Source organism: Streptomyces sp. NPDC093094 (assembly GCF_044754345.1).
Lineage (GTDB): Bacteria > Actinomycetota > Actinomycetes > Streptomycetales > Streptomycetaceae > Streptomyces.
Window position 1 is genome coordinate 318,290 of record NZ_JBIVOX010000002.1, and the last position, 23,295, is coordinate 341,584.

Here is a 23,295-nt window from a genome sequence, read left to right on the forward strand (position 1 = left end):
CCGATGGGCAAGGAACATGCTGGTCATGAGCGTTCGCCTGCACTGTTGTGCCCATTGTTGCTGACACGTTGCCCCGTGTGAAGCGCTCATTTCCTGCTGTTTGAATTTCCTTTTCCGGGCCGTCCGCGCCCGTGATTTCTCCTGCATTCCTCGCTCTATGCGCCAGGGAGTCCCGCCATGTCTTCTCCGCCGCTGTCCGGTCTCGACCGCCGTCTCTTCCTCACCTCCGTGCTCGGTGCCGCCGCCGCGGTCGCCGGGCTGAGCGGCTGCGCGGAGAGCAGCGCCGCCACCTCGTCGAAGGGCGCCTCCACGGCCCCGCTCGCCGACAAGGTCCCGGCGGGCACGAGCCTGAAGGTCGGTTCCTTCCAGGGCACCCAGCAGCTCCAGTTCGAGCTGGCGAAACTGGGTCGGCTGCCGTTCGAGGTGTCCGACTGGGTCAATGTCAGCGCGGGGCCCGATGTCATCAACGCGTTCCGCTCCGACTCCCTGGACCTCGCCAACAACGCGGGCATCCCGCCGATCCAGGCGCACTACCAGGGCTTCGACGCGAAGATCGTCGCGATCAACATCACCCGCAGGCCCAACTACGTCTTCGCCACCAAACCGGGCAGCGACATCCGCTCGGTGGCGGACTTCGAGGGCCGCAGGCTCGCCTTCTCCCAGGGCCAGGCCCAGGGCGTCGTGCTGCTGCGGGCGCTGAAGAAGGCCGGCCTCGCCTACGACGACGTGGAGCTGGTGCCGCTGACCAGCAACCAGTTCCTCACCGCCCTGCAGTCGGGCCAGGTGGACATCGCCCCGCTCGGCAACACCCAGTCGCCCGCCTACCTCGCCCAGTACGAGTCCAAGGGCGCGCGGGTCATCACCACGGACGTGGTCGACCTGCTCAACCTGCTGTGGGCGCCGGCCTCCGTGCTGAACGACCCGGCGAAGGCCGCCGCGGTCGCCGCGTACATCCCGTTCTGGGCGAAGGGTGCGGTGTGGACGTACGAGAACCCCGACATCTGGAACGAGGAGTTCTACGTGAAGACGCAGAACCTCACGCTCCCGCAGGCGCGCAGCATCAGCGAGCTGGCCAACAAGCCGCTGTTCCCGCCGAGCTGGGCCGAGGCGATCCGCTGGGAGCAGGAGACCGCCGATCTGCTGGCGGAGGGCGGGTTCGTGAAGAAGTTCGACGTGTCCTCGCTCTTCGACCACCGCTTCGAGGCCATCGCCGCGCGGTCCGTACCCGCGGAGTACCGGAGGTGAGCGCCGTGACCACGACCACGACCGCGCCCGTCGTCACCGAGGCGCCCCGGGCGGCACGGCGGAAACGCCGCAGTCTCGCGCCCGGCAGGCGGCTGCCCGCCACCCGGCTGATCGGCCCGCTGGTGCTGCTGGCGCTGTGGGCCGCGGCCTCCGCCGCCGGACAGCTGGACCCGAACGCGATCCCGGCGCCCTGGACGGTGGTGGAGACCGGCGCCCATCTGTGGACCGACGGCACCCTGACCACGGACGTCCTGACCTCGCTGCAGCGGGCGGCCTCCGGCTTCGCCATCGGGCTCACCGCCGGGGTCGTGCTGGCACTGGTGTCCGGGCTGAGCCGGACCGGCGAGGCGCTGATCGACGGGACCGTGAACCTCAACCGGGCGATCCCCACCCTCGGTCTGATCCCGCTGTTCATCCTCTGGCTGGGCATCGGCGAGACCTTCAAGATCGCCATCATCGCGATCGTCGTCTACATCCCGATCTACCTCAACACGCACGCCGCACTGTCCGGCATCGACAGCCGGTTCGTGGAGCTGGCCGAGGTGCAGGGCCTCAGCCGGCTCCGGTTCGTCCGCCAGATCGTCGTGCCCGGCGCGCTGCCCGGCTTCTTCGTGGGACTCCGGCTCGGTGTGACCGGCTCCTGGCTCGGCCTGGTGGTGCTGGAGCAGATCAACGCCACCAGCGGACTCGGCTACATGATGTTCCAGGCCCAGAACTACGGCCAGTCGGACGTCATCCTCGTCGGCCTGGTCGTCTACGGGATCTTCGGCCTCGCCTCCGACAGTGCGGTCCGCCTCATCGAACGGAGGGTGCTGTCATGGCGACGCACACTGAGCAGCTGACCCGCCCGGCCGTCCGGCTGCGCGGCCTGACCCGGTCGTTCGGCGGACGCACGGTCCTCGACGGCATCGACCTGGACATCCCGTCCGGCCAGTTCATCGCCCTGCTCGGGCACTCCGGCTCGGGCAAGTCCACGCTGCTGCGGGCCGTCGCGGGCCTGGACCACGACGTCACCGGCAGCGGGCAGCTCACCGCCCCGGAGCGGATCTCCGTGGTGTTCCAGGACTCCCGGCTGCTGCCCTGGCGCCGGGTGCTGGACAACGTCCTGCTCGGCCTGGACGGCCCCGACGCGGCGGACCAGGGGCGCGCCGCGCTGGAGGAGGTCGGGCTGAAGGGGCGCGAACGGGCCTGGCCCAACGAGCTGTCCGGCGGCGAGGCGCAGCGTGCGGCGCTCGCCCGGTCGCTGGTGCGCGAGCCCGAACTGCTGCTGGCCGACGAGCCGTTCGGGGCGCTCGACGCGCTCACCCGCATCCGGATGCACGGCCTGCTGCGGGAGCTGTGGGAGCGCCACAGACCCTCGGTGCTGCTGGTGACGCACGACGTGGACGAGGCGATCGTGCTCGCCGACCGGGTCCTCGTGCTGGACGGCGGCCGGATCGGCCTCGACCTGACCATCGACCGCGCGCATCCGCGGTCGTACCGCGATCCGCGGCTCGGCGAGTACCGGGAGCGGCTGCTGGCCGCCCTGGGTGTGACGGAGGACCATTCATGACCAGGCAGCTGCACCTCAACGCGTTCCTGATGAGCACCGGCCACCACGAGGCGTCCTGGCGGCTGCCGGAGAGCGATCCGCACGCCCATGTGGACCTGGCGCACTACGTACGTCTCGCGCGGATCGCCGAGCGCGGCACCTTCGACTCGCTGTTCCTCGCCGACGGCCCGCATCTGTGGGGCAGTGTGGCGCAGCGGCCGGCGGGGGCCCTGGAGCCGCTGACGCTGCTGACCGCGCTGGCGACGGCCACCGAGCACATCGGTCTGATCGCCACCGCGTCGACGTCCTACAACTCGCCCTACAACCTGGCCCGCCGGTTCGCCTCCCTGGACATCGTCAGCGGCGGCCGGGCCGGCTGGAACGTCGTCACCACCGCCGGCGCGGACGCGGCCCGCAACTTCGGCCTGGACGCCGAGCCCGCGCACGCCGAACGCTACGCACGCGCCGCCGAGTTCCTCGATGTGGCGCTGAAGCTGTGGGACAGCTGGGAGGACGACGCGATCGTCGCCGACAAGGCGGCGGGCGTGTGGGGCGACGACGCCCGGATCCATCCGCCCCGCCACAAGGGGACCTACTTCAGTGTGGAGGGCGCCCTCAACGTGCCGCGCTCGCCGCAGGGTTACCCGCTGCTGGTGCAGGCGGGCTCCTCGGAGGACGGCAAGGACTTCGCGGCCCGCTACGCGGAGGCGGTGTTCACCGCGCAGCAGACGATCGAGGACGCGCGGGCCTTCTACGGCGACCTCAAGTCCCGCACGGCGGCGGCCGGCCGCGACCCGGAGCACATCAAGGTGCTGCCCGGCATCGTCCCGGTGGTCGGCTCCACCGAGGCCGAGGCACGGGCCCAGGAGCAGGTGCTGGAGGACCACATCGTGCACACGCACGGCGTGGCCAACCTGGAGCGGCTGCTGAACCTGCCCGCCGGGACCCTGGAGCTGGACGGCCGGCTGCCCGGCGACCTGCCCCCGGACACCGCGATCGAGGGCGCCCGCAGCCGCTACACGCTCGTGGTGGAGCTGGCCCGGCGCGACCGGCTCACCGTGCGGCAGCTGATCGGGCGGCTCGGCGGCGGACGCGGCCACCTCACCTTCGCGGGGACGCCCGAGCAGGTCGCCGACACCATCGAGACCTGGTTCACGCAGGGCGCCGCCGACGGCTTCAACATCATGCCCGCGGTCCTGCCCTCCGGGCTGGACACTTTCGTCGACCACGTCGTGCCGGTCCTGCGCGGGCGCGGTCTGCTGCGCACCGCGTACGGACCCCGCCGGACCCTGCGCGAGCGCTACGGCCTGCCGCGCCCCGCCAACCAGCACACCCTCGCTCCCACTCCCGTCTGAGAGGAACCGTCGCCATGAGCATCGAGATCCGCAAGGTCACCGCCCGTATCGGCGCCGAGGTCACCGGCGTCGACATCACCCGGCCCCTCGACGAGGACACCGTCGCCGCGCTGCGGGACGCGCTGAACGTCCACAAGGCGCTGGTGTTCGACGCCCGCGGCCTGGACGACGAGGGCCAGCAGGCGTTCGCCCGGCAGTTCGGCGAGCTGACCACGGCCCATCCGACCGTGCCGGCCGTGGAGGGCGCACCGAACGTGCTGCCCGTGGACAGCGAGGGCGGCCGCGCCGCCAACCACTGGCACACCGACGTCACCTTCGTCCTCAACCCGCCGCAGGCCAGCACCCTGCGCAGCATCACGGTCCCGCCGTACGGCGGCGAGACGCTGATCGCGAACGCGGCGGCGGCCTACCGGGACCTGCCGGAGCCGCTGCGGCGGCTGGCGGACTCGCTGTGGGCGGAGCACACCAACGACTACGACTACGCCGTGCCCGCGGAGGAGGTCGACGAGGAGCAGGCCGCCCGGCGTGCCCAGTTCACGTCGATCAAGTACCGCACCGCGCACCCGGTGGTGCGGGTGCACCCCCTGACCGGGGAGCGGGGTCTGTTCATCGGCGGGTTCGCGCAGCGGATCGTCGGTCTGTCGGCGGCCGAGTCCCGCAAGATCCTCGACCTGTTCCAGGCGTACGTGGTGCGGCCGGAGAACCTGCTGCGGCACCGCTGGTCGCCGGAGCAGCTCGTGCTGTTCGACAACCGCATCACCCAGCACTACGCCGTCGACAACTACGACGGCCTGCCGCGGCGGCTGCACCGGGTGACGGTCGCCGGTGACGTGCCGGTCGGCATCGAGGGCAAGGAGAGCTGGTCGGTCGAGGGGGACGCGGCGCACTACACGCCCGTCGCCGGGTAACCGCACCGGCACGGTCCGCGTCGGGCGCGTCCGGAATGTGGTCGGCCTCCCCCGCTGGGCGGGGAGGCCGACCACACTGTGGACGTTTTTTCCGTTGTTCCCGTCTCACCCCATGGACGTGCCGCTCCCATGCCCAGCAACACCTCCGCCGGGACACCGCCGAAGGCGGACGCCCCGAACCCGGACGCCCAGGCCCCGTTGACGCACGGTCTGAAGCAGCGTCATCTGTCGATGATCGCCCTCGGCGGTGTCATCGGCGCCGGTCTGTTCGTCGGCTCCGGCTCGGGCATCGCCGCCGCCGGTCCCTCGATCGTCCTCGCCTACACCCTCTCCGGCCTGCTGGTGATGCTGGTGATGCGGATGCTCGGCGAGATGTCCGCCGCCCATCCGTCCTCCGGTTCCTTCTCCGCGCACGCCGAGCGGGCCTTCGGGCCCTGGGCGGGCTTCACCGCGGGCTGGTCGTTCTGGGTGCTGCTGTGCACCGCGGTCGGCCTGGAGGGCATCGGCGCCGCGAAGATCGTCACGGGCTGGCTGCCGGGCACCCCGGAGTGGGCGTGGGTGGCGCTGTTCATGATGGTCTTCTGCGGGGCGAACCTCGCCGCGGTGAAGAACTTCGGCGAGTTCGAGTTCTGGTTCGCCGCGCTGAAGGTCGGCGCGATCAGCCTGTTCCTGGTGCTCGGGGTGCTCGCGATCGCGGGCGTGCTGCCCGGCACCGACTCCCCCGGCACCTCGAACCTCACCGACCTGCTGCCCGGCGGCGGCGAGGGCCTGGTGATCGGACTGCTCGCGTCCGTGTTCGCGTACGGCGGTCTGGAGACGGTCACCATCGCCGCGGCCGAGTCCGAGGACCCGGTGCGGGGCGTGGCGAGCGCGGTCCGCACGGCGATGTGGCGGATCGCCCTGTTCTACATCGGCTCGATGGCCGTCATCGTGACGCTGGTGCCCTGGGACTCGAAGGCGGTCGTGGAGAAGGGCCCCTACGTGGCCGCCCTGGACACCCTCGGCGTGCCCGGCGCCGGTGAGCTGATGAACGTCGTCGTGCTGGTCGCCCTGCTGTCCGCGATGAACGCCAACATCTACGGCTCCTCCCGCATCGCCTACTCGCTGGTGCAGCGCGGCCAGGGCCCGAAGGCGCTCGCGAAGGTGTCCGGCGGGGTGCCCCGGACCGCGGTGCTGGTCTCCTGCGTGTTCGGCTTCGGCTGCGTGGCGCTCAACTACTGGCGGCCCGACGACGTCTTCTCCTGGCTGCTGAACATGATCGGCGGGGTGATCCTGGTCGTCTGGTTCTTCATCGCCGCCTCGCAGTTGAAGCTGCGCCGCCGGCTGGAGCGGGAGACGCCCGGGAAGCTGGTCGTGCGGATGTGGGCGTTCCCGGTCCTGACCTGGGTGGCGCTGGCGGCCATGACGGGCGTGTTCGTGCTGATGGCCCGTGAGCCGGACACCCGTGTGCAGCTGTACTCCACCGGCGCGATGACGCTGGCCCTGGCGGTCGCGGGCCGTGTCCGGCAGCGCCGGCGCAGCTGACCGACGCGCCGCCGAGAAGCCCCCGTGTGATCCGCACGGGGGCTTTTTGCTGCTAGCTTGTTATTGCGAATAAGTTGCAATAACAGTTCGGAGGGGGCCTCCATGCCCGTCTACACGCTGCCGGAACTGCCGTACGACTACGCGGCGCTGGCTCCCGTGATCAGCCCGGAGATCATCGAGCTGCACCACGACAAGCACCACGCGGCCTATGTGAAGGGCGCCAACGACACCCTGGAGCAGCTCGCCGAGGCGCGGGACAAGGAGCAGTGGGCGGCGCTGAACGGGCTGGAGAAGAACCTGGCCTTCCATCTGTCCGGCCACGTCCTGCACTCGATCTACTGGCGGAACATGACGGGCGACGGCGGCGGCGAGCCGCTGGAGAAGGACGGCGTGGGCGAACTGGCCGACGCGATCGCCGAGTCCTTCGGCTCGTTCGCCGCGTTCAAGGCACAGCTGTCCAAGGCGTCGGCGACCACCCAGGGCTCCGGCTGGGGCGTCCTCGCGTACGAGCCGGTCAGCGGGCGGCTGATCGTCGAGCAGGTCTACGACCACCAGGGCAACGTCGGCCAGGGCTCCGTCCCGATCCTGGTCTTCGATGCCTGGGAGCACGCCTTCTACCTCCAGTACAGGAACCAGAAGGCCGACTTCGTCGAGGCCATGTGGCAGGTCGTGAACTGGCAGGACGTCGCCCGCCGGTACACGGCCGCCGCGTCCCGCGCGGACGTGCTGCTGCTCGGTTCCTGAGTCCCCGCGCACCATGACGTCCTGCTCGTGATCGTCTTCTCACCGCTGACCGGGCAGGCGCGAAAAGAGGAAGGGGCCTCCCGCGAGGACGTGACTCGCGGGAGGCCCCTTCCGCACGGCTCAGAGGTTGCTGAAGTCCGGGCCCTTGGTGCGGCTGCGCTTCAGCTCGTAGAAGCCCGGCACCGAGGCGACCGCCAGGGTGCCGTCCCAGAGGCGGGCCGCCTCCTCGCCCTTGGGGGCCGGGGTGACGACCGGGCCGAAGAAGGCGATCTGCTCGCCGTCGGGGCCGGGCACGGCGATGACCGGGGTGCCCACGTCCTGGCCGACCTTCTCGATGCCCTCCTTGTGGGAGGCGCGCAGCTCGGCGTCGAAGTCGAAGTCCTTCTGCTCGGCGTACTCGATGAGGTCGGCCGGCAGACCCACCTCCGCCAGCGCGGCGGCGATCGCCTCCGGGGTCGGGCCCTCGCCGTTGTTGTGGAAACGGGTGCCGAGCGCGGTGTACAGCGGGCCGAGGACGTCGTCGCCGTGCTTCTGCCAGGCCGCGGTGACCACGCGCACCGGCTTCCACGCCTTGGTCGCGAGCATGTCCCGGTACTCCTCGGGCAGCTCGTCGAGCCGGTTCTCGTTGAGCACCGCCAGGCTCATGATGTGCCAGCGGACCTCGATGTTCCGGACCTTCTCCACCTCCAGCACCCAGCGGGACGTCATCCACGCCCAGGGGCACAGGGGATCGAACCAGAAGTCGACGGGGGTCTTCTCGGCCGCGCTCGCGGTCTCGGACATGGCTCTCCTAGGGATACGGGTCTCAGCCCTTCGCAACACCAGGCCCGGGTACCCCATTCCCGGCTGTCCGCTGTCAGGTGCACATGGCAGGATCGGTCCTGTTCAGCATCCGAGACGACGTGAGTTCCGTCACGACCCGAGGGAGTGCCGCCCGTGCCCGGTGAGAATCTGTCCCGCGACGAGGCCCGGGAGCGGGCCGCACTGCTGTCCGTCGACGGCTACGACGTGTCGCTCGACCTGCGTTCCGCGGTGGGCGAGCACACCGGGGACGGACCGCGGACCTTCCGGTCGGTCACCACCCTGCGGTTCCGCTGCGCCGAGCCGGGCGCGAGCAGCTTCGCGGACCTGATCGCCCCGGCGGTGACGGCGGTCTCCCTCAACGGCCGCGACCTGGACCCGGGCGCGGTCTTCGACGGCTCCCGGATCCTGCTGGAGGACCTGGCCGCCGACAACGAGCTGGTCGTGGACGCCCGCTGCGCCTACTCCCGCACCGGCGAGGGCCTGCACCGCTTCGTCGACCCGGAGGACGGCGAGGTGTACCTGTACACCCAGTACGAGCCGGCCGACTCCCGCCGGGTGTTCGCCAACTTCGAGCAGCCCGACCTCAAGGCGCCCTTCCGCTTCGAGGTGCGCGCGCCCGAGGGCTGGACGGTGTGGAGCAACGGCGCGGGCCGGCAGACGGACGGTGTCTGGCGGTTCGCCGAGACCAAGCCGATCTCGACGTACATCACCTGTGTGGTGGCGGGGCCCTACCACTACGTCACCGACTCCTACACCCGCACGTTCGACGACGGCACGACGCTGGAGATCCCGCTCGGCGCGATGTGCCGCAAGGGTCTCGCGCCGCACTTCGACGCGGACGACGTGTTCCTGGTGACCAAGCAGGGCCTGGACTTCTTCCACGACCACTTCGACTACCCGTACCCGTTCGGCAAGTACGACCAGGCGTTCGTGCCGGAGTACAACCTCGGCGCGATGGAGAACCCCGGCCTGGTGACCTTCCGCGAGGAGTACATCTTCCGCGGCAAGGTGACGCAGACGTCCTACGAGGCGCGGGCCAACGTCATCCTGCACGAGATGGCGCACATGTGGTTCGGCGACCTGGTCACCATGGAGTGGTGGGACGACCTGTGGCTGAAGGAGTCCTTCGCGGACTTCATGGGCTCCTTCTCGCTGGTGGGCGCCACCCGGTTCACCGACGGCTGGATCACCTTCGCCAACCGCCGCAAGGCATGGGCCTACCGCGCGGACCAGCTGCCGTCCACGCACCCGATCACGGCCGACATCCGCGACCTCCAGGACGCCAAGCTCAACTTCGACGGCATCACGTACGCCAAGGGCGCGTCGGTGCTCAAGCAGCTCGTGGCGTACGTCGGCCAGGACGCGTTCCTGGAGGGCGCGCGGCGCTACTTCAAGCGGCACGCGTACGGCAACACCCGCCTCGGCGACCTGCTGGCGGCGCTGGAGGAGACCAGCGGGCGCGACATGGGCACCTGGGCGCGCGCCTGGCTCCAGACGGCCGGGGTGAACTCGCTGACCCCGCAGGTGCTGCTCACCGCCGAGGGCCGGATCGACGAGCTGGCCGTGGTGCAGGAGGCGGCCGAGTCGCACCCCGAGCTGCGGCCGCACCGGGTGGCCATCGGTCTGTACCGGCGCAGCGAGGGCCCCGGGGGCCCGGTGCTGGAGCGGTACGCGCGGGCCGAGACGGACGTCGACGGACCGCGCACGGTGGTGGCGGAGCTGGCGGGTGCCGAGGCGCCGGACCTGGTGCTGGTCAACGACGACGACCTGACGTACTGCAAGACCCGGTTCGACGAGACCTCGCTGGCGGCGCTGCGCCGCGGGCTCGGGCACATGACCGATCCGCTGGCGCGGGCCCTGTGCTGGTCGGCGCTGTGGAACATGACACGGGACGCGCTGCTGCCCGCGCGGGAGTTCATCGGCCTGGTGCTGGAGTTCGCGGGCCGGGAGACCGACATCGGTGTGCTCCAGATGCTGCACGCGTGGGCGGAGTCGGCGGCGGTGCACTACGTCGCGCCCGAACACCGCGAGGAGGCCGGACGGGAGCTGTGCCAGGGTGCCTCGGTCCAGCTGCACTCGGCCGAGCCGGGCAGCGAGCACCAGCTGGCGTGGGCGCGGTTCTTCGCGCACACGGCGGACGTCCCGGCCGCCTTCGAGCTGCTGGCCTCCCTGCTGGACGGCACGGTGTCCCTGCCGGGTCTGGAGGTCGACCAGGAGCTGAGGTGGGCGTTCCTGGAGGCGCTCGCGGTGCACGCGGCGGCCGGGGAGAAGGAGCTGGCCGCGGAGCTCGCACGGGACGACACCGCCTCGGGCAGGCGGCATCAGGTGCGGTGCCTGGCCTCGCGTCCGCAGGCCGCGGTCAAGGCGCAGGCATGGGCGCAGGTCGTGGAGTCGGACGAGCTGTCCAACGCCCTGGTGGAGGCGACGATCGCGGGGTTCGAGCAGGCGTCCCAGCGGCATCTGACGGCGCCGTACGTGGAGAAGTACTTCGCGGCGATCGAGCGGGTGTGGGACGAGCGGTCGATCCAGATCGGCATGGACGTGGTGCGGGGGCTGTTCCCCTCGCTCCAGGACTCCGCCGGGACACTGGCCGCGACGGACGCGTGGCTGGCCGCCCACGAGGACGCGGCTCCGGCGCTGCGGCGCCTCGTGCTGGAGTCCCGGGACGATCTCGCCCGCGCGCTGCGCGGACAGGCGTGCGACGCCGCCGCGGCCGGCTGACCGTTACCGAACCCGGGTGAGCGGACCCGTGACCCCTGGCCCCTCCCGAAGGGACCAGGGGTTTTCCACGTCTACTCGGCATCCGAACACCCGTCCTTTAGTGCAGGCTTGTCCAGGTTTGTCGACAGACGTGTAACAGGGGTTCAAGGAGGGACCGGACACGGGAATCCCCCCGGCATGAACCACAACACCCCGCTCTCCCCCCGCCCCCTGCGTCACCTCGCCGAGGTGCACCGCCGTGTGCTGAGCACGGCCCAGCTGCGCGCCCACGGGGTCACGGCCGCAGAGGCGAGCGAGCAGTGCCGGGCCGGCGGCCCCTGGCAGCAGATCCTTCCGGGGGTGTTCCTGCTCCGCCCCGGCCCGCCGACCAGCGAGGAGCGGCTGCACGCGGTGCTGCTGTACGCGGCGCGGGAGGTTCCGCCGGCCGGAGTGCCGGCGCAGCCCGGCCCGGACGAGCCGCACCGCCCCGGCTACACGGAGGCGATGATCACCGGCCTGGCGGCGCTGAACCTGCACGGCTTCGCCGCCGCGCCGCCGCTGCTGTCGCTGGAGCGGATCGAGGTGCTGGTGCCGCGGCTGCGCCGGCTGCGGTCGACGGGCTGCGCCCGCATCGTGCGCACCCCGGCCCTGCCCGCCCCGTGCGTGCGCACCGGGCTGCCGGTGGCGCCCGTGGCGCGGGCGCTGGCGGACGCGGTGGCCGGGCTCTCGGACGCGGTCACGGTCCGGCGGCTGCTGACGGAGGCGGTGCGCGGCGGCCACTGCGAGGCGGCTTCGGTGGTGCGCGAGCTGACCCGGGCCAGGCTGCTGGGCCGGCCGCACGTGGTGGACGCGGTGGACTCGCTGCTGGCGGAGGGGCGGGCCATCACGGAGGAACGGCTGTACCGGATGGTGCGCGAGCACGGTCTGCCCGACCCGGCGTGGAACGTGGACCTGCGGCTGCCGGGCGGCCCGCACCTCGGCGGGGTGGACGCCTACTGGCCGGAACAGGCGGTCGCGGTCGAGCTGGACACCCGGGCGCCCCGCCAGGACGACGACGCGATGTGGTCGGAGTACGTCCGCAAGCGCGAGCATCTGGAGCGGCTCGGGATCACCGTCGTGCACATCACGCCGAGGAAGCTGCGGGAGACGGCGGAGCAGCAGGCGGCCGTGGTCCGTACGGCGCTGATGGCGTCCGGTGACCGCGATCCGGCCGCGTACGTCGTGGTGCTCCCCCGGTAGCGGGGTGCCGGGGACCGCGCCAGGAGGGGAGAGGAGGGGCCGCCGGACGACCGGCGGCCCCTCCTGCTGTCATCGCCCGGTCACCGCTCCTGCCCGTCCTTGCAGTACTCCGCCTCGATCACGGCCTGGCTGTCGCCCGCCCAGTCGCTGTTGAAGTTGAAGGCGAGCGAGTGCCGGCCGTCGGCGGTGGTCACGGCCTCCGAGGCGGAGCCGTGGATGCCGCCGCCGTGGCCCCAGACATGGACGCCGCAGCTGAGTTCACGGTCGATCAGACCGAGGCCGTAGCCCGCGCCGGGGGCCCCCTCGATCTTCACGGTGGTCTTCATCTCCTTCAGCTGCTCCGGCGGCAGCAGCCGTCCGCCGAGCAGGGCCCGGTAGAAGCGGCCCAGGTCCGCCGAGTCGGAGATCATCTCCCCGGCCGACCAGGCGAGCGAGGGATTGAGTGCGGTGACGTCGTACGTCGGTCCGGTCGTCTGCGTGGACAGCTTGCCGTAGGCGCGGCTGCTGGGCTTCGGGACGGTGACGCGGGTGCCGGGGACCGATGTGGCGGTCAGCCGCAGGGGCGCGATGACGCGGTCGCGGACCTCGGCGGCGTAGGGGCGGCCCGTCACCTTCTCGACGATCATCCCGGCGAGGACGTAGTTGGTGTTGGAGTAGCTCCAGTCGGTGCCGGGCGTGAAGTCGGGCGCGTGGCGCATGGCCACGGCGACGAGACCGGCCGGGGTCTGGGTGTCGTAGCGGTGCGCGAAGAAGCCGTCCTTGGCGAAGTAGGTGCGGGCGAAGTCCTCGTCGGAGGTGACGTCGAAGACGCCGCTGGTGTGGTTGAGCAGCTGGCGGACGGTGATCCTGGAGCCGTCGTGGCCGTTGCCGCGCACCACGCCGGGCAGCCACCGGTCGACCTTGTCGTCGAGCGACAGCCGGCCCTCGGCCTCCAGCTGGAGGAGCACCGTGGCCACGAAGGTCTTGGTGATGCTGCCGACGCGGTAGCGGTCCGCCACGGAGCGCGGGGCGCCGGTGCGCAGGTCGCCGACGCCCGCGGTGGCCCGCCAGGTGCCGCGCCCGTCCTTCGCGGTGGCGGTGACCCCGGGAACGCCGTCCTTCACCGCGGCGCGCATCGCCTCGTAGGCCGCCCTGTGCCCGTGCTGCGGCGCGGGCGCGGCCAGGGCCGGGCCGGCCAGGGCCGCGGACACCGCGGCGGCCGTGACCGCGAACAGTGCCGTGCGGGACCGTCGTACTCGTACCGTCATGTCCGTTTCCCCCTTCGCACCCGCACGCCGGAGCGGGCGGTGTGTCGGTCCGGTCGGGGGGAAGAACTCCCGGCGGGTCACGAAGGTTGCCCTGTCTGGGCCTGGTTGAGCACGATTCAGCCCTTCTTCGGCAGCACTCGGTGTCTCACCGTAGAGGGCGCCGGGCCGTTCCGCGAGAACCCGGCGAAGCCTCCCGGATCACCGCGCCGGGTCCGGGCCGGCCGGGGAGCGGGAGGGCCCGGACCAGCGCAGGGGTACGGCCGAAGGTGTCTCGATCACCTCCTTCAGCGTGAAGCGGACCGTGCGCTCGCCGTCGGCGGCGATGTCGGTGCGGGCCTCGCCGGTGATCCTCAGCGCCGTGCCCTCGGTCCAGTCCAGCAGGAGCAGGCCCGCACGCGGGTCGGCGGCGAGGTTGCCGAGGGTGAGGAACATGGAGTTGCCCGGATAGTCCCGCCAGGCCAGCTCGCGCGGGGAGACGACCTCGACGAAGCCGGGGTCGCCGCCGCGGTGGCTGACGTCGGCGCCGTCCTCGTGCACGCTGGCCACGAAGAAGGTGTCGGCCGCCGCGACGAACGCCCGCTGCCCCTCGGTCAGTTCGGCGCCGGACCGGGAGGAGCCGGGCGCACGGCCGGGCACGATCTCGTAGGAGTCTCTTCTCCGCAGGTACTTGGGGCAGTTGGAGAAGACACGGTCGGCGTCGACGGCGATGCCGCGCTCCGAGGGGCGGACCCGGCCGTTCAGGCGCATCCGGCGGCGGGTGCGCGGATCGAGCGCGAGGGTGCCGACGGGGGTGCCGGGGGCGGTGAGGGCCGTCGCGAGCGGGTCGTCCGGGTGCGGCCGGCCCGCGACGGAGACGCTGTGCGGGCCGGTGGCCCGGACGAAGCCGGGCGGGCCGGTGAGCGGGGAGGCCCAGACCGCGCCGGTCACCGGGTCGGCGGCACCGGCGATCAGCAGCGGCTGGAGCTCCAGGAAGGCCGCGGCCACCGGCTTGATGCCGGGCCCGACGGAGCGGCCGACGTGGTCGGCGAGGCCGCGCACCCCCAGGCGGTCCTGAAGGGCGCGCGAGGCGGCGTGGTAGAGGGCCATGGCTCTAGAAGAAGCCGCAGGTCGGGGCGGACGCGACGGGCGCGGGGGCCTCCTCGGCGCCGCTCGGCGCGGAGATCTCCAGCCGGGTGCCGTCCGGGTCGTGGAAGAAGATGCCGCCCGAGGAGGAGCCCTCCCGGTGGGCGACCACGCCGTCGTAGGCGAACTCGACGCCGTAGGTCTTCAGGGCCGTCTCGTACGCGCGGACCCGGTCGACGGACTCCGCCTCGAAGGCGAGGTGGTGCAGTCCGGCGCGGCCGGCGTCGAAGGGCTCGCCCGCCTGCTGCCAGAGGGTGAGCAGGAGCTTCTCGCCGTCGCCGAGGAAGGCGTACCGCCGGTCGTCCTCCTTGCCCTCGCCGAGCACCGCGAAGCCGAGGACGTCCCGGTAGAAGGCGAGCGAGCGGTCGAGGTCGGTGACGTTCAGGCCGATGTGGCCGGTGCGCAGGGCGGTGACGGTCATGGCTTCCCCTCCAGCTGACTGGTTTCCGCCGCGGAGACGTGGCCCGCGACATGGAATCTAACCTGTGACTGCCACGTTAAAGGTTAGGCTCGAAGGGTGTCAACCAGTCACGTACTCTTGAGCGGTTAGCTCGAAGGGAGCCTTCCGATGTCCGCAGACCCCCGCCCCCTGACCGGCGAGCCGCTCGCCCTGGATCTGCTGAACACCACCTGGATGCGCGAGGGCGTGCTGCAGAACCTGCTCGACGGCACCGACGGCCTCGCGGTGTGGCTGACGGCCAACGGGCTCCAGGACCGCTTCACCGCCGACGCGGCGACCCTGCGGCACACCCTGCGCGCCAGGGACGCGATCCGGGCCGCGGTGGACGGCTCCCTCGCCGAGAGCGCCGCGGCCGTGGACGAGGTGCTCGCGCACGGGCGCATCCGGCCCGTCCTCACCGCGGACGGCCCCGGCGAGCAGGCGGAGTTCACCGACCCCGCCTGGGGGCCGGCCTGGCTCGCCGCCCGCAACTATCTGGAGCTGCTCACCGCCGCCCCGGACCGCATCCGCGCCTGCGCGCACGAGAACTGCGTGCTGCACTTCTTCGACACCTCGCGCAACGGCACCCGCCGCTGGTGCCGGATGTCGGTGTGCGGCAACCGCGCGAAGGCGTCCCGCCACTACGCCAAGGGCCGCGAGGACTGACCCGGACACGGAAAGGAGAGGGCGGACCCCGTCACGGGGTCCGCCCTCTCCTTTCCGTGTCCCTGTGCGACGCCGGTACCGGCCGGTCAGTCCTTGGCCCGGACACCGCCGATGTTGATCTCCTCGCAGCTGCGCTCGATGAACTCCCCGACCGTGACGCTCGCCTCGCGGGCGTCCTCCTCGTCCTCGGGGTCGAAGTGGTCGTACCAGTCGAGCAGGGTGTCGAAGTCGCCGCGGACGCCGTCCGGGGCGGCCTCCCGGACGTCCTCCAGGATGTGGTGCTTCTCGTGGAGCGTCAGGTCGTGGCCGACCTGCAGGTCCAGCGGGCTCGCCGCCTCGCAGAAGGCGGCCTGGGCCTTCGCGTCGGCGAAGTCGTCCGCCGTCGCCCACCGGTGGCCCAGCAGACCCACGCCGAGGACCGCGACGACCGACGCGACGGCCACCCGCAGACCCGTGCGCCGTGTCATCACGTTCCTGCCTTGATCGCGTTCAGGTCGTGGGAGTCGAACTTGACGTAGGCGGTCTCGACGGTGCTGCGCATGCAGGAGTTGTTGTCCGTGTCGTTGCTCTTCGAGCGGTGGCCCAGGTCACCGGTGTGGCCGAACTCGTGGCAGCCCATGACGAGCCATTCCCAGTCGGTGTGGTACATCGCGGTGTTGAACTGGATGGTCAGGACGTCGCAGGACGTGAACAGCGCGTTCCAGTCCTTGCAGCGGGTCTGGCCCGCCCAGTCCACGCCGGTGGTCTTGTAGTCGTGGACCTCGATGTCGCCGCCGCCCCAGGACGTGGTGATGACGCTGCGTTCGAGCTGCTGCTTGCCCCACTCCATGGCCCCCTGGCCCTTCGTGGTCAGGTTGAAGCCCTTCACCGCCTGGCTGCGGTTGTCGGGGTCGAACCCGTCGTCGTCGTGACCGGCGTGGGCCGGCGAGGACAGGGAGGCGGCCAGCAGCACTCCCGCAACCGCCGTCCAGGACGAGCGTGTCAGACGTGGCATCTTCTTCTCCCGGAGTTCGTCAGTCGGAGGAGGGGTAGGGCGTGGGCTCCGAGCCGTCGCCGGTGCCCAGGTCGGTGGGCTCCGCCGTCGGCGTGGCGATCGGCGCGCTCTCGTATCCGGTGGGCCCGGCCACGGGCATCTGCGCGGGGGCGGGCAGATCCTCGGGCGGGTTCTTCGTGTCGTAGATGCGCCGGAGGTAGAACGGCAGCGAGAACGCGTCGTAGCTCGCGAGGTCCTGCGCCAGGGGCGAGTCCGGCTCCGCAGAGGTGTGGAAGAAGCCCCATTCGTCGATCTCCGCGCGGCCTTCCGTGGAAATCACGTTCCAGCGCAGCGGGTCGTCCGTCCGCGCCAGGAAGAACAGATACTCCTTGCCGACCTCGCTCCAGGAATAGTTGTTGACCTGGTAGCCGTCACCACTGGCGTCCCAGCCCCATTCCTCGACCTTGATGGGATTCGGGAACTTGTACCAGTTGTTGCGCGAATACGCCTCGGTGACCTGGAGCGTGACGTCCCTGGCCTGGGTGGCCGCACTCTCCTCGCCCGGCTCGGCGGTCTCCTCCGCACCCACGATGCGCCCCGGGTTCACCGCGGTCACCTTCGCCCGCACCACGGCGACCGAGGTCATCGCCATCTGCCCGACACTGTCGAACTCCACGATCTCGACGGCGTGGGCGACGACTTCGGGCTGCTTGTCGAGTTTTCTCCCCCCGGCCTCCGCCGGGAGCATGGCCACCCCGCCGACGACGCCGCCCGCGACGGCCAGGACCGCCAGCGCGGCCGCCCAGACTCTCCCTCTGCGGACAGGTGATTCCGGCATTTGTTCGCCCCTCCGACCGACCCGACACACCAAGATCAACTGAGCGCGCATCCTATGGTTTTGACGCGAGCACGGCAAGAAGAAAAGGGGCCGCCCTTTACCGGAGTCTCATATTCCGATCCCCCGCGGCCACGACGGGCGGCGACCGCACGGAGGCATCCCGCCACCGGCCGCGCGACGAGGGCCTCCGGCCACAACGGGAGCTAAGGGGACCAACCTCCGCACACCGCATAGCGGGTTTTCCCCATACATCCATTTCGGTTCGGCCAACTCTCCCCAAAAGCCCTTCCCTTACGAAAGGCTGAGCGACCGTCCGGGACCGCATTCCGGACTCCTCTGTCCTTTACGTGCAAGGGATGCCGATGACCAACACCCCCCGGCGCGAGTCGATATCGGCCACCAGACGCACGGCTCGCATAGCCGTCGCCGCAGGTCTGGTGGCCGCGCTGTGCGCGCCGATCCCGGTGGCCTTCGCCGACGACTCGAGCCCGCTCGCCGCCGACTCCGGTGTCAAATCCGCCCAGGCCAAGCTCGGTTCGGACGACGCCGACCTGCTGGCCGAGGCCAAGGCGGACGGCGACAAGACCGTCACGCTGATGGTCGCCACCGCGCCCGGCCAGACCGAGCAGGTCGCCGGCCAGCTGGACTCCCTCGACGGCGGCCTGGTCGGCCGCACCGACGACAGGCTCGGCTACGTCCGGGCCACCGTCCCCACCGCCAAGGCGGACGCGGCCATCTCCGCCGCGGCCAAGCTCTCCTCCGTGCACGGCATCGACCTGCGCCAGGAGATCGCGCTGGACGACCCGACGCCTGCCGCCGACAAGGCCAAGGGCGCCCCCGCCGCGACGGCGGGCAGCTACCCGGCCCCGGGGAAGAAGACCCCGGCCGAGAACCCGTACAACCCGTCCTTCGAGACGGGCGCGGTCGACTTCGTCGAGGACCACCCCAAGGCCGACGGCCGCGGAGTCACCATCGGCATCCTGGACTCGGGCGTCGACCTCGGCCACCCGGCCCTGCAGAAGACCACCACCGGCGAGCGCAAGATCGTCGACTGGGTGACCGCCACCGACCCGGTCAACGACCAGGACCTCACCTGGCGCCGGATGAACACCCCGGTCAGCGGCCCCGCCTTCACCGTCGCGGGCGCCGACTGGAAGGCCCCGGCGGGCAGCTACCAGTTCAACCTGTTCCGCGAGTCCTACACCGCGGGCGGCGACGCCAAGGGCGACGCCAACCGCGACGGCGACACCACCGACGTCTGGGGCGTGCTCTACGACGCGGCCGCCGGCACCGTGCGGGTCGACCTGGACAACAACAACGACTTCAGCGACGACGAGGCGATGAAGCCGTACAAGGACGGCTTCCAGATCGGCTGGTTCGGCACCGACGACCCGGCGACCGACGTCGCCGAGCGTCAGCCGTTCGTGGTCGAGATCCGCAAGGACGTCGTCTACAACGCGGCCGGCGCCAAGGCCGACTACGTCAACATCGGCGTGATCGAGTCCGAGCACGGCACCCACGTGGCCGGCATCACCGCCGCCCACGGCCTGTTCGGCGGCCGGATGAACGGCGCGGCCCCCGGCGCGAAGATCGTCTCCTCGCGCGCCTGCACCTGGACCGGCGGCTGCACCAACGTCGCGCTCACCGAGGGCATGATCGACCTCGTCACCAAGCGCGGTGTCGACATCGTCAACATGTCCATCGGCGGTCTGCCGGCGCTCAACGACGGCAACAACGCCCGCGCCGAGCTGTACACCCGCCTGATCGACACCTACGGCGTCCAGCTGGTGATCTCCGCGGGCAACTCCGGCCCCGGCACCAACACCATCGGCGACCCCGGTCTGGCCGACAAGGTCATCTCGGTCGGCGCGTCCATCTCCAAGGAGACCTGGGCCGCCAACTACGGCTCGGCCGTGGAGACCAGGTACGCCATGCTGCCCTTCTCCTCGCGCGGCCCGCGTGAGGACGGCGGCTTCACGCCGACCCTGGTCGCCCCGGGTGCCTCGATCAACACCACCCAGACCTGGCTGCCCGGCGGCCCGGTCACCGAGGCGGGCTACCAGCTCCCGGCCGGCTACTCCATGCTCCAGGGCACCTCGATGGCCTCCCCGCAGGCCGCCGGCGCCTCCGCGCTGCTGCTGTCCGCCGCCAAGCGCAAGGGCGTCGAGCTGACCCCGGCCACCCTGCGCACCGCGCTGACCTCGACCGCCGACCACATCCCCGGTGTGCAGGCGTACGCCGAGGGCGCGGGTCTGATCAACATCCCGGACGCCTGGGACGCGATCCTGGACGGCGCCACCGCCCACCAGTACACGGTCAAGGCGCCGGTCGACACCGCGATCGACCAGTTCCTGAAGACCCCGGGCTTCGGCACCGGTCTCTACGACCGTGAGGGCGGCCTGAAGGCCGGCCAGAAGAAGACGTACGAGATCACCCTGACCCGTACGACGGGCGAGGACCGCGCGATCCGCCACGAGCTCCACTTCGAGAACAACGCGGACCGCACCTTCCGGATCGTCGGCTCCGACGAGATCCGGCTGCCGCTGAACCAGCCGGTCACCGTCAAGGTCGAGGCCGCCCCCCGCTCCGCCGGTCTCAAGAGCGCCATCCTGGAGCTCGACGACCCGCGCACCGAGGGCATCGACCGCCAGATCCTGTCCACGGTCGTGGTCTCGGCGCCGCTGAACCACACCTACTCGGCGTCCTCCTCGGTCCAGCGCAACGCCCACAAGTCGTACTTCGTGACGGTGCCCGAGGGCGCGAAGGCGCTGGAGGTCGCGATCGGCGGTCTGTCCGGCAAGAGCCAGACCCGCTTCGTCGCCATCCACCCCTACGGCGTCCCGTCGGACAACACCGGCACCCCGTACTGCTACAACAACTACCTCGACGGCAACGGCTGCAAGCCGGACGTGCGTTCCTACGCCGACCCGCAGCCGGGCGTCTGGGAGATCGAGGTCGAGTCCCGGCGCACGTCGCCGCTGCTGGACAACCCGTTCAAGCTGGACGTCGCCGTCCTCGGCGCGGCCTTCGACCCGGAGACCGTGACCCTTCCCGAGGCCAAGGTCGGCACGCCCGCCCCCGCCTCCTGGAAGGTGACGAACAAGTTCGCCGCCCTCGACGGCAAGCTGGTCGGCGGCCCGCTGGGCTCGTCCAAGTCCACGCGTCCCGCCATCAAGCAGGGCGAGCTGCACGTCACCACGGTGGAGGTGCCCGCGGGCGCCGCCTCGCTGGACGTCGCCATCGGCAATGTCTCCGACGCCGCCGCCGACCTGGACCTGGCCGTCTACGACGCGGCCGGCACCAAGGTCGCCAGCTCCGCCGACGGTGACTCGGAGGAGGCCGTCTCCGTCAAGAACCCGGTGGCGGGCACCTACCGCATCGAGGTCGACGGCTACTCCGTCCCGGCCGGCACCACCGGGTACGACTACCTGGACGTGTTCTTCTCCAGCGCGCTCGGCTCGGTCTCGGTGGACGCCACCGACCCGGTCCGGCTCGGCACGGGCGCCTCGGCGACCTTCACGGGCAAGGTCACCGCGGCCGCCGCGGCCCCCGAGGGACGTGCGTTCTTCGGCCAGGTCTCGCTGGTCAACGCACGCGGCACCGTCGCGGGCCTCGGCCAGGTGAAGATCGAGAAGGTCACGCCGTAACACCTGTGGCACGACCGGGGGCGGGCGTCCGTGACGGGCGCCCGCCCCTTTCCCGTCCTTCGGCCGCGGGAAGCGCGGCCCCGGGTCAGCCGGTGCCGGAGCAGGTGAGGTCCCGCGCGCCCGCCAGGGACCGCTCGACCGTCCGCCGCCCCTGGTCGAGGGCGTCACGGCCCGTTCCGGACCCGCCCTCGGTCCAGGGGTCGCCGGCCCGGTAGGTCTGCGGCGGCTCGCCGGACTCGCCGGACACCAGGACCAGCATGCGCGCCCCGGTCGTGTAGTAGTCCGGGACACCGGGCCCCTCGTCGGTGAAGACCAGGCGCTCCTTCTTCTCCGCCGGTCTGTAGGACCGCTCCACGTCGAGAACGATCCTGAACCGGTCGCCCCCGCCCAGCCGCCGGACGTCCGCCACGGTGCCCTCGGCGATGTCACGGGAACAGGCGATCAGCCCCTCCTCGGTGAGCAGGGCGTCGCCCCCGCCGTCCAGGCTCCCGTTGTGGGCCACGAGATACGCCGCCCCGGTCCCCAGCAGCGCCACGGCCACGGACGCGGCGAGGACGAGCGCACCCAGCCGGCGCCGCCTGCGCGACCGCCCGGAGCGCTCCGGCTGCTCCTGCCCCTGCTCCTGTTGCTCCGGCTGCTGCTCCTGCTGCTCCTGCTGCTCCTGCTCCGGCTGCCGGTCCTGCGGCCCCTGCCCCGGCTGCCGTTCCCGCCGGTCCCGCGGCTCCGGTCGCCGGGGCGCGGCGGCGCTGCGGACCAGTCCGTCGCCGATCCACCGCAACTGCTCCCGCACGACGGCCATGTCCCGCTCCGCGGCCGCATGCCGCTCGGCGGCCGCTCCGTCCTTCCCGCGAGCGGGCTCGCCCAGCAGGACCGCCATCAGCTCGTCGTCCTCGTCCATCCTCACACCGTCTCTTCCGCGCACAGCCGCTGCCGCAGGAACTTCGCCGCCGCGTAGAGCCGGCTCTTGACCGTGCCCAGCGGGACACCGAGCTGCTCGGCGATCTGCGGCACCGACAGATCGGCGTAGTAGCGCAGGACCAGCACCTGCCGCTGCGCCGCGGGCAGGGCGTCGAGGCCCTCGGCGACCGTGAGGGCCACCAGGCCGTTCTCCGGGCCGTCGGCGACCAGCGTGTCCGGCGCGGTCAGCAGGGTCAGCCGTTCGCTGACCCGTTCCTGCCGGTGCCTGCCGCGGTGCCAGTCCACGGCGAGGTTCGAGGCGACGGCCGCCGCCCACGCGCCCACGTCACGCGGCGGTTCCTCGCCCCGTGCCCGGCGCTCCAGCAGTCTCAGCCGCACCTGCTGGAGCCCGTCCTGGAGGTCGTCCTGGGGAACTCCGCCGAGGGCCAGTACGGCACGGACCCGGTCCGCCTGCACCGCGTCCAGCGGATCGCTGTCCGCGTCCCCGAGACTCCTCGTCGGCACCGTGTTCCTCTCGATCGTGTTTCTCCTATGACGCGGGAGCCGCACGGATCGTTCGATCACCGTCAGGGACGGTCGCAGGCGAGGTCGCGGGACTCCGGCAGCGCCTCGCCGATCCAGGCGCGGCTGCTCGCCACGTCCTGCGTGCCGACGCTCCAGATGTCCGGCGAGGCGGCACCCCCCGGGATGCTGACGAGGGCGTGGTCGCCCTCGCGCAGACGGGGGTCGACGTCACGGTCCATGACGAAGGTGACCTCCGGCCGCCCGCCGCGCTCCGGCTTGAGGTAGCGGGTGACGCGCAGGGTGATCCGGTCCCGGGCGGCGCCGGGGACGGGGTCCACGGCCGTCACGTCGCCCTCGGCGATGAGCCGGGCGCAGGCGACGTACCCGGGGGCGGAGAGGTCCTCGGCGGCACCGGGGCCGGACTTCTCGTCCGCCGCGGCGCTGCTCGCCGTGCCGGAGTCCGCGGCCCCGTCGCCCGCTCCCGACCCCGCCACGAGCCAGCCCAGGAGGGAGAACACGCCCACCGCGCACGCCACCCCCACGGCGCGCACCCCGAGGACGAAGGGCCGGCGGCGGCGCACGGGGACCCGGACCGGGACCGGCTCGGGTGCGGTTTCGGATACGGATGCGGATACGGATGCGGATGCGGATGCGGCCTCGGGTGCGGGTTCGCCGAGGGCATGGCCGATCAGGCCCAGGTGCTCGCGCAGCAGCGCCACATCGGCCTCGGCCGAACGGTGTTCGGCCATGAAGGCGGCGTCCGCGCGGACCTCGTCCGGCAGTTGCTCGCCGGCGATGACGGCCATCAGCGGATCGGGGCCTTCTCCGTCGATGCCTCCGAAGGCCCCGTGGCCGTCGTAGCCGTCGTAGCCGTCATGTTCGACGGACACG

At 71.7% G+C, this 23,295-nt stretch carries 21 protein-coding genes; 11 read left to right on the forward strand and 10 right to left on the reverse strand.

Features of this window, described 5'->3' with window-relative positions; all coding sequences use genetic code 11:
* Positions 1-177: 177 nt before the first annotated feature.
* The 7 genes from ACIQGV_RS04255 to ACIQGV_RS04285 all read left to right on the forward strand — a co-directional run bounded on the left by ACIQGV_RS04255 (position 178) and on the right by ACIQGV_RS04285 (position 7,307).
* Complete coding sequence (locus ACIQGV_RS04255; protein WP_402490211.1) at positions 178-1,245, forward strand: ABC transporter substrate-binding protein; 1,068 nt, start codon at positions 178-180, stop codon at positions 1,243-1,245.
* Positions 1,242-2,087, forward strand: a complete 846-nt coding sequence (locus tag ACIQGV_RS04260; protein ID WP_402490214.1) for an ABC transporter permease — start codon at positions 1,242-1,244, stop codon at positions 2,085-2,087. The genes ACIQGV_RS04255 and ACIQGV_RS04260 overlap by 4 nt, the downstream gene beginning before the upstream one ends.
* Entirely contained in the window at positions 2,063-2,797 is a 735-nt protein-coding gene (locus ACIQGV_RS04265) for an ABC transporter ATP-binding protein (protein WP_402490216.1), read from the forward strand. The genes ACIQGV_RS04260 and ACIQGV_RS04265 overlap by 25 nt, the downstream gene beginning before the upstream one ends.
* On the forward strand, positions 2,794-4,131 hold the full coding sequence (locus tag ACIQGV_RS04270; RefSeq protein ID WP_402490219.1) for an LLM class flavin-dependent oxidoreductase: 1,338 nt from the start codon (positions 2,794-2,796) through the stop codon (positions 4,129-4,131). The genes ACIQGV_RS04265 and ACIQGV_RS04270 overlap by 4 nt, the downstream gene beginning before the upstream one ends.
* 14 nt (positions 4,132-4,145) lie before the next feature.
* The gene (locus ACIQGV_RS04275) at positions 4,146-5,039 is read left to right on the forward strand and encodes a TauD/TfdA dioxygenase family protein (RefSeq protein ID WP_402490221.1); all 894 of its coding nucleotides are present in this window, start codon (positions 4,146-4,148) and stop codon (positions 5,037-5,039) included.
* A gap of 129 nt (positions 5,040-5,168) precedes the next feature.
* Positions 5,169-6,563, forward strand: a complete 1,395-nt coding sequence (locus ACIQGV_RS04280) for an amino acid permease (RefSeq protein ID WP_402490224.1) — start codon at positions 5,169-5,171, stop codon at positions 6,561-6,563.
* A gap of 102 nt (positions 6,564-6,665) precedes the next feature.
* Complete coding sequence (locus tag ACIQGV_RS04285; protein ID WP_402490227.1) at positions 6,666-7,307, forward strand: superoxide dismutase; 642 nt, start codon at positions 6,666-6,668, stop codon at positions 7,305-7,307.
* A 120-nt stretch (positions 7,308-7,427) separates the two neighbouring features.
* Here the strand turns inward: ACIQGV_RS04285 and ACIQGV_RS04290 are convergent, their stop codons facing one another.
* Positions 7,428-8,090, reverse strand: coding sequence for a DsbA family protein (locus ACIQGV_RS04290; protein WP_402490230.1), 663 nt, complete (start codon positions 8,088-8,090; stop codon positions 7,428-7,430).
* A gap of 153 nt (positions 8,091-8,243) precedes the next feature.
* On the opposite strand from ACIQGV_RS04290, the gene pepN reads away from it, so the two are divergent.
* Complete coding sequence (gene pepN, locus ACIQGV_RS04295) at positions 8,244-10,832, forward strand: aminopeptidase N (RefSeq protein WP_402490232.1); 2,589 nt, start codon at positions 8,244-8,246, stop codon at positions 10,830-10,832.
* A 177-nt stretch (positions 10,833-11,009) separates the two neighbouring features.
* The gene (locus ACIQGV_RS04300) at positions 11,010-12,050 is read left to right on the forward strand and encodes a hypothetical protein (protein WP_402490234.1); all 1,041 of its coding nucleotides are present in this window, start codon (positions 11,010-11,012) and stop codon (positions 12,048-12,050) included.
* An 80-nt stretch (positions 12,051-12,130) separates the two neighbouring features.
* On the opposite strand, the gene ACIQGV_RS04305 is transcribed toward ACIQGV_RS04300, so the two are convergent.
* The 3 genes from ACIQGV_RS04305 to ACIQGV_RS04315 all read right to left on the reverse strand — a co-directional run bounded on the left by ACIQGV_RS04305 (position 12,131) and on the right by ACIQGV_RS04315 (position 14,840).
* Positions 12,131-13,297 carry a serine hydrolase domain-containing protein gene (locus ACIQGV_RS04305; RefSeq protein ID WP_402490236.1) on the reverse strand — a complete coding sequence of 389 codons (1,167 nt, stop codon included), beginning with the start codon at positions 13,295-13,297 and terminating at the stop codon, positions 12,131-12,133.
* A gap of 198 nt (positions 13,298-13,495) precedes the next feature.
* Complete coding sequence (locus ACIQGV_RS04310; protein WP_402490238.1) at positions 13,496-14,383, reverse strand: pyridoxamine 5'-phosphate oxidase family protein; 888 nt, start codon at positions 14,381-14,383, stop codon at positions 13,496-13,498.
* Between the two features lie 4 nt (positions 14,384-14,387).
* A complete protein-coding gene (locus tag ACIQGV_RS04315) occupies positions 14,388-14,840 on the reverse strand; it encodes a VOC family protein (protein ID WP_402490240.1) in 453 nt (150 codons plus the stop codon).
* A 147-nt stretch (positions 14,841-14,987) separates the two neighbouring features.
* Here ACIQGV_RS04315 and ACIQGV_RS04320 point away from each other — a divergent pair, with 147 nt between their 5' ends.
* Entirely contained in the window at positions 14,988-15,524 is a 537-nt protein-coding gene (locus ACIQGV_RS04320; RefSeq protein WP_402490242.1) for a CGNR zinc finger domain-containing protein, read from the forward strand.
* Between the two features lie 86 nt (positions 15,525-15,610).
* Here the strand turns inward: ACIQGV_RS04320 and ACIQGV_RS04325 are convergent, their stop codons facing one another.
* The 3 genes from ACIQGV_RS04325 to ACIQGV_RS04335 are packed head-to-tail and all read right to left on the reverse strand — an operon-like array spanning position 15,611 to position 17,335.
* Positions 15,611-15,991, reverse strand: coding sequence for a hypothetical protein (locus ACIQGV_RS04325; RefSeq protein WP_402490244.1), 381 nt, complete (start codon positions 15,989-15,991; stop codon positions 15,611-15,613).
* A complete protein-coding gene (locus ACIQGV_RS04330; RefSeq protein WP_402490246.1) occupies positions 15,991-16,518 on the reverse strand; it encodes a hypothetical protein in 528 nt (175 codons plus the stop codon). Before ACIQGV_RS04330 ends, ACIQGV_RS04325 begins: the two co-directional genes overlap by 1 nt.
* 19 nt (positions 16,519-16,537) lie before the next feature.
* A complete protein-coding gene (locus ACIQGV_RS04335) occupies positions 16,538-17,335 on the reverse strand; it encodes a hypothetical protein (RefSeq protein WP_402490248.1) in 798 nt (265 codons plus the stop codon).
* 362 nt (positions 17,336-17,697) lie between these two features.
* On the opposite strand from ACIQGV_RS04335, the gene ACIQGV_RS04340 reads away from it, so the two are divergent.
* Positions 17,698-20,982 carry a S8 family serine peptidase gene (locus ACIQGV_RS04340; RefSeq protein WP_402490251.1) on the forward strand — a complete coding sequence of 1,095 codons (3,285 nt, stop codon included), beginning with the start codon at positions 17,698-17,700 and terminating at the stop codon, positions 20,980-20,982.
* A gap of 85 nt (positions 20,983-21,067) precedes the next feature.
* On the opposite strand, the gene ACIQGV_RS04345 is transcribed toward ACIQGV_RS04340, so the two are convergent.
* From ACIQGV_RS04345 to ACIQGV_RS04355, 3 genes are all read right to left on the reverse strand, one after another.
* Entirely contained in the window at positions 21,068-21,880 is an 813-nt protein-coding gene (locus ACIQGV_RS04345; protein WP_402490254.1) for a hypothetical protein, read from the reverse strand.
* A 2-nt stretch (positions 21,881-21,882) separates the two neighbouring features.
* The gene (locus ACIQGV_RS04350) at positions 21,883-22,404 is read right to left on the reverse strand and encodes an RNA polymerase sigma factor (RefSeq protein WP_402490256.1); all 522 of its coding nucleotides are present in this window, start codon (positions 22,402-22,404) and stop codon (positions 21,883-21,885) included.
* 62 nt (positions 22,405-22,466) lie between these two features.
* The gene (locus ACIQGV_RS04355; protein ID WP_402490259.1) at positions 22,467-23,294 is read right to left on the reverse strand and encodes a hypothetical protein; all 828 of its coding nucleotides are present in this window, start codon (positions 23,292-23,294) and stop codon (positions 22,467-22,469) included.
* Position 23,295: the final 1 nt, after the last annotated feature.

What these genes read in the sequence shown, in the direction of transcription:
- ACIQGV_RS04255 (WP_402490211.1), top strand. Translation starts at nt 178, where the DNA reads ATGTCTTCTCCGCCGCTGTCCGGTCTCGACCGCCGTCTCTTCCTCACC.
- ACIQGV_RS04265 (WP_402490216.1), top strand. Translation starts at nt 2,063, where the DNA reads ATGGCGACGCACACTGAGCAGCTGACCCGCCCGGCCGTCCGGCTGCGC.
- ACIQGV_RS04270 (WP_402490219.1), top strand. Translation starts at nt 2,794, where the DNA reads ATGACCAGGCAGCTGCACCTCAACGCGTTCCTGATGAGCACCGGCCAC.
- ACIQGV_RS04275 (WP_402490221.1), top strand. Translation starts at nt 4,146, where the DNA reads ATGAGCATCGAGATCCGCAAGGTCACCGCCCGTATCGGCGCCGAGGTC.
- ACIQGV_RS04280 (WP_402490224.1), top strand. Translation starts at nt 5,169, where the DNA reads ATGCCCAGCAACACCTCCGCCGGGACACCGCCGAAGGCGGACGCCCCG.
- ACIQGV_RS04285 (WP_402490227.1), top strand. Translation starts at nt 6,666, where the DNA reads ATGCCCGTCTACACGCTGCCGGAACTGCCGTACGACTACGCGGCGCTG.
- ACIQGV_RS04290 (WP_402490230.1), bottom strand. Translation starts at nt 8,090, where the DNA reads ATGTCCGAGACCGCGAGCGCGGCCGAGAAGACCCCCGTCGACTTCTGG.
- ACIQGV_RS04300 (WP_402490234.1), top strand. Translation starts at nt 11,010, where the DNA reads ATGAACCACAACACCCCGCTCTCCCCCCGCCCCCTGCGTCACCTCGCC.
- ACIQGV_RS04305 (WP_402490236.1), bottom strand. Translation starts at nt 13,297, where the DNA reads ATGACGGTACGAGTACGACGGTCCCGCACGGCACTGTTCGCGGTCACG.
- ACIQGV_RS04310 (WP_402490238.1), bottom strand. Translation starts at nt 14,383, where the DNA reads ATGGCCCTCTACCACGCCGCCTCGCGCGCCCTTCAGGACCGCCTGGGG.
- ACIQGV_RS04315 (WP_402490240.1), bottom strand. Translation starts at nt 14,840, where the DNA reads ATGACCGTCACCGCCCTGCGCACCGGCCACATCGGCCTGAACGTCACC.
- ACIQGV_RS04320 (WP_402490242.1), top strand. Translation starts at nt 14,988, where the DNA reads ATGTCCGCAGACCCCCGCCCCCTGACCGGCGAGCCGCTCGCCCTGGAT.
- ACIQGV_RS04325 (WP_402490244.1), bottom strand. Translation starts at nt 15,991, where the DNA reads ATGACACGGCGCACGGGTCTGCGGGTGGCCGTCGCGTCGGTCGTCGCG.
- ACIQGV_RS04330 (WP_402490246.1), bottom strand. Translation starts at nt 16,518, where the DNA reads ATGCCACGTCTGACACGCTCGTCCTGGACGGCGGTTGCGGGAGTGCTG.
- ACIQGV_RS04335 (WP_402490248.1), bottom strand. Translation starts at nt 17,335, where the DNA reads ATGCCGGAATCACCTGTCCGCAGAGGGAGAGTCTGGGCGGCCGCGCTG.
- ACIQGV_RS04340 (WP_402490251.1), top strand. Translation starts at nt 17,698, where the DNA reads ATGACCAACACCCCCCGGCGCGAGTCGATATCGGCCACCAGACGCACG.
- ACIQGV_RS04345 (WP_402490254.1), bottom strand. Translation starts at nt 21,880, where the DNA reads ATGGACGAGGACGACGAGCTGATGGCGGTCCTGCTGGGCGAGCCCGCT.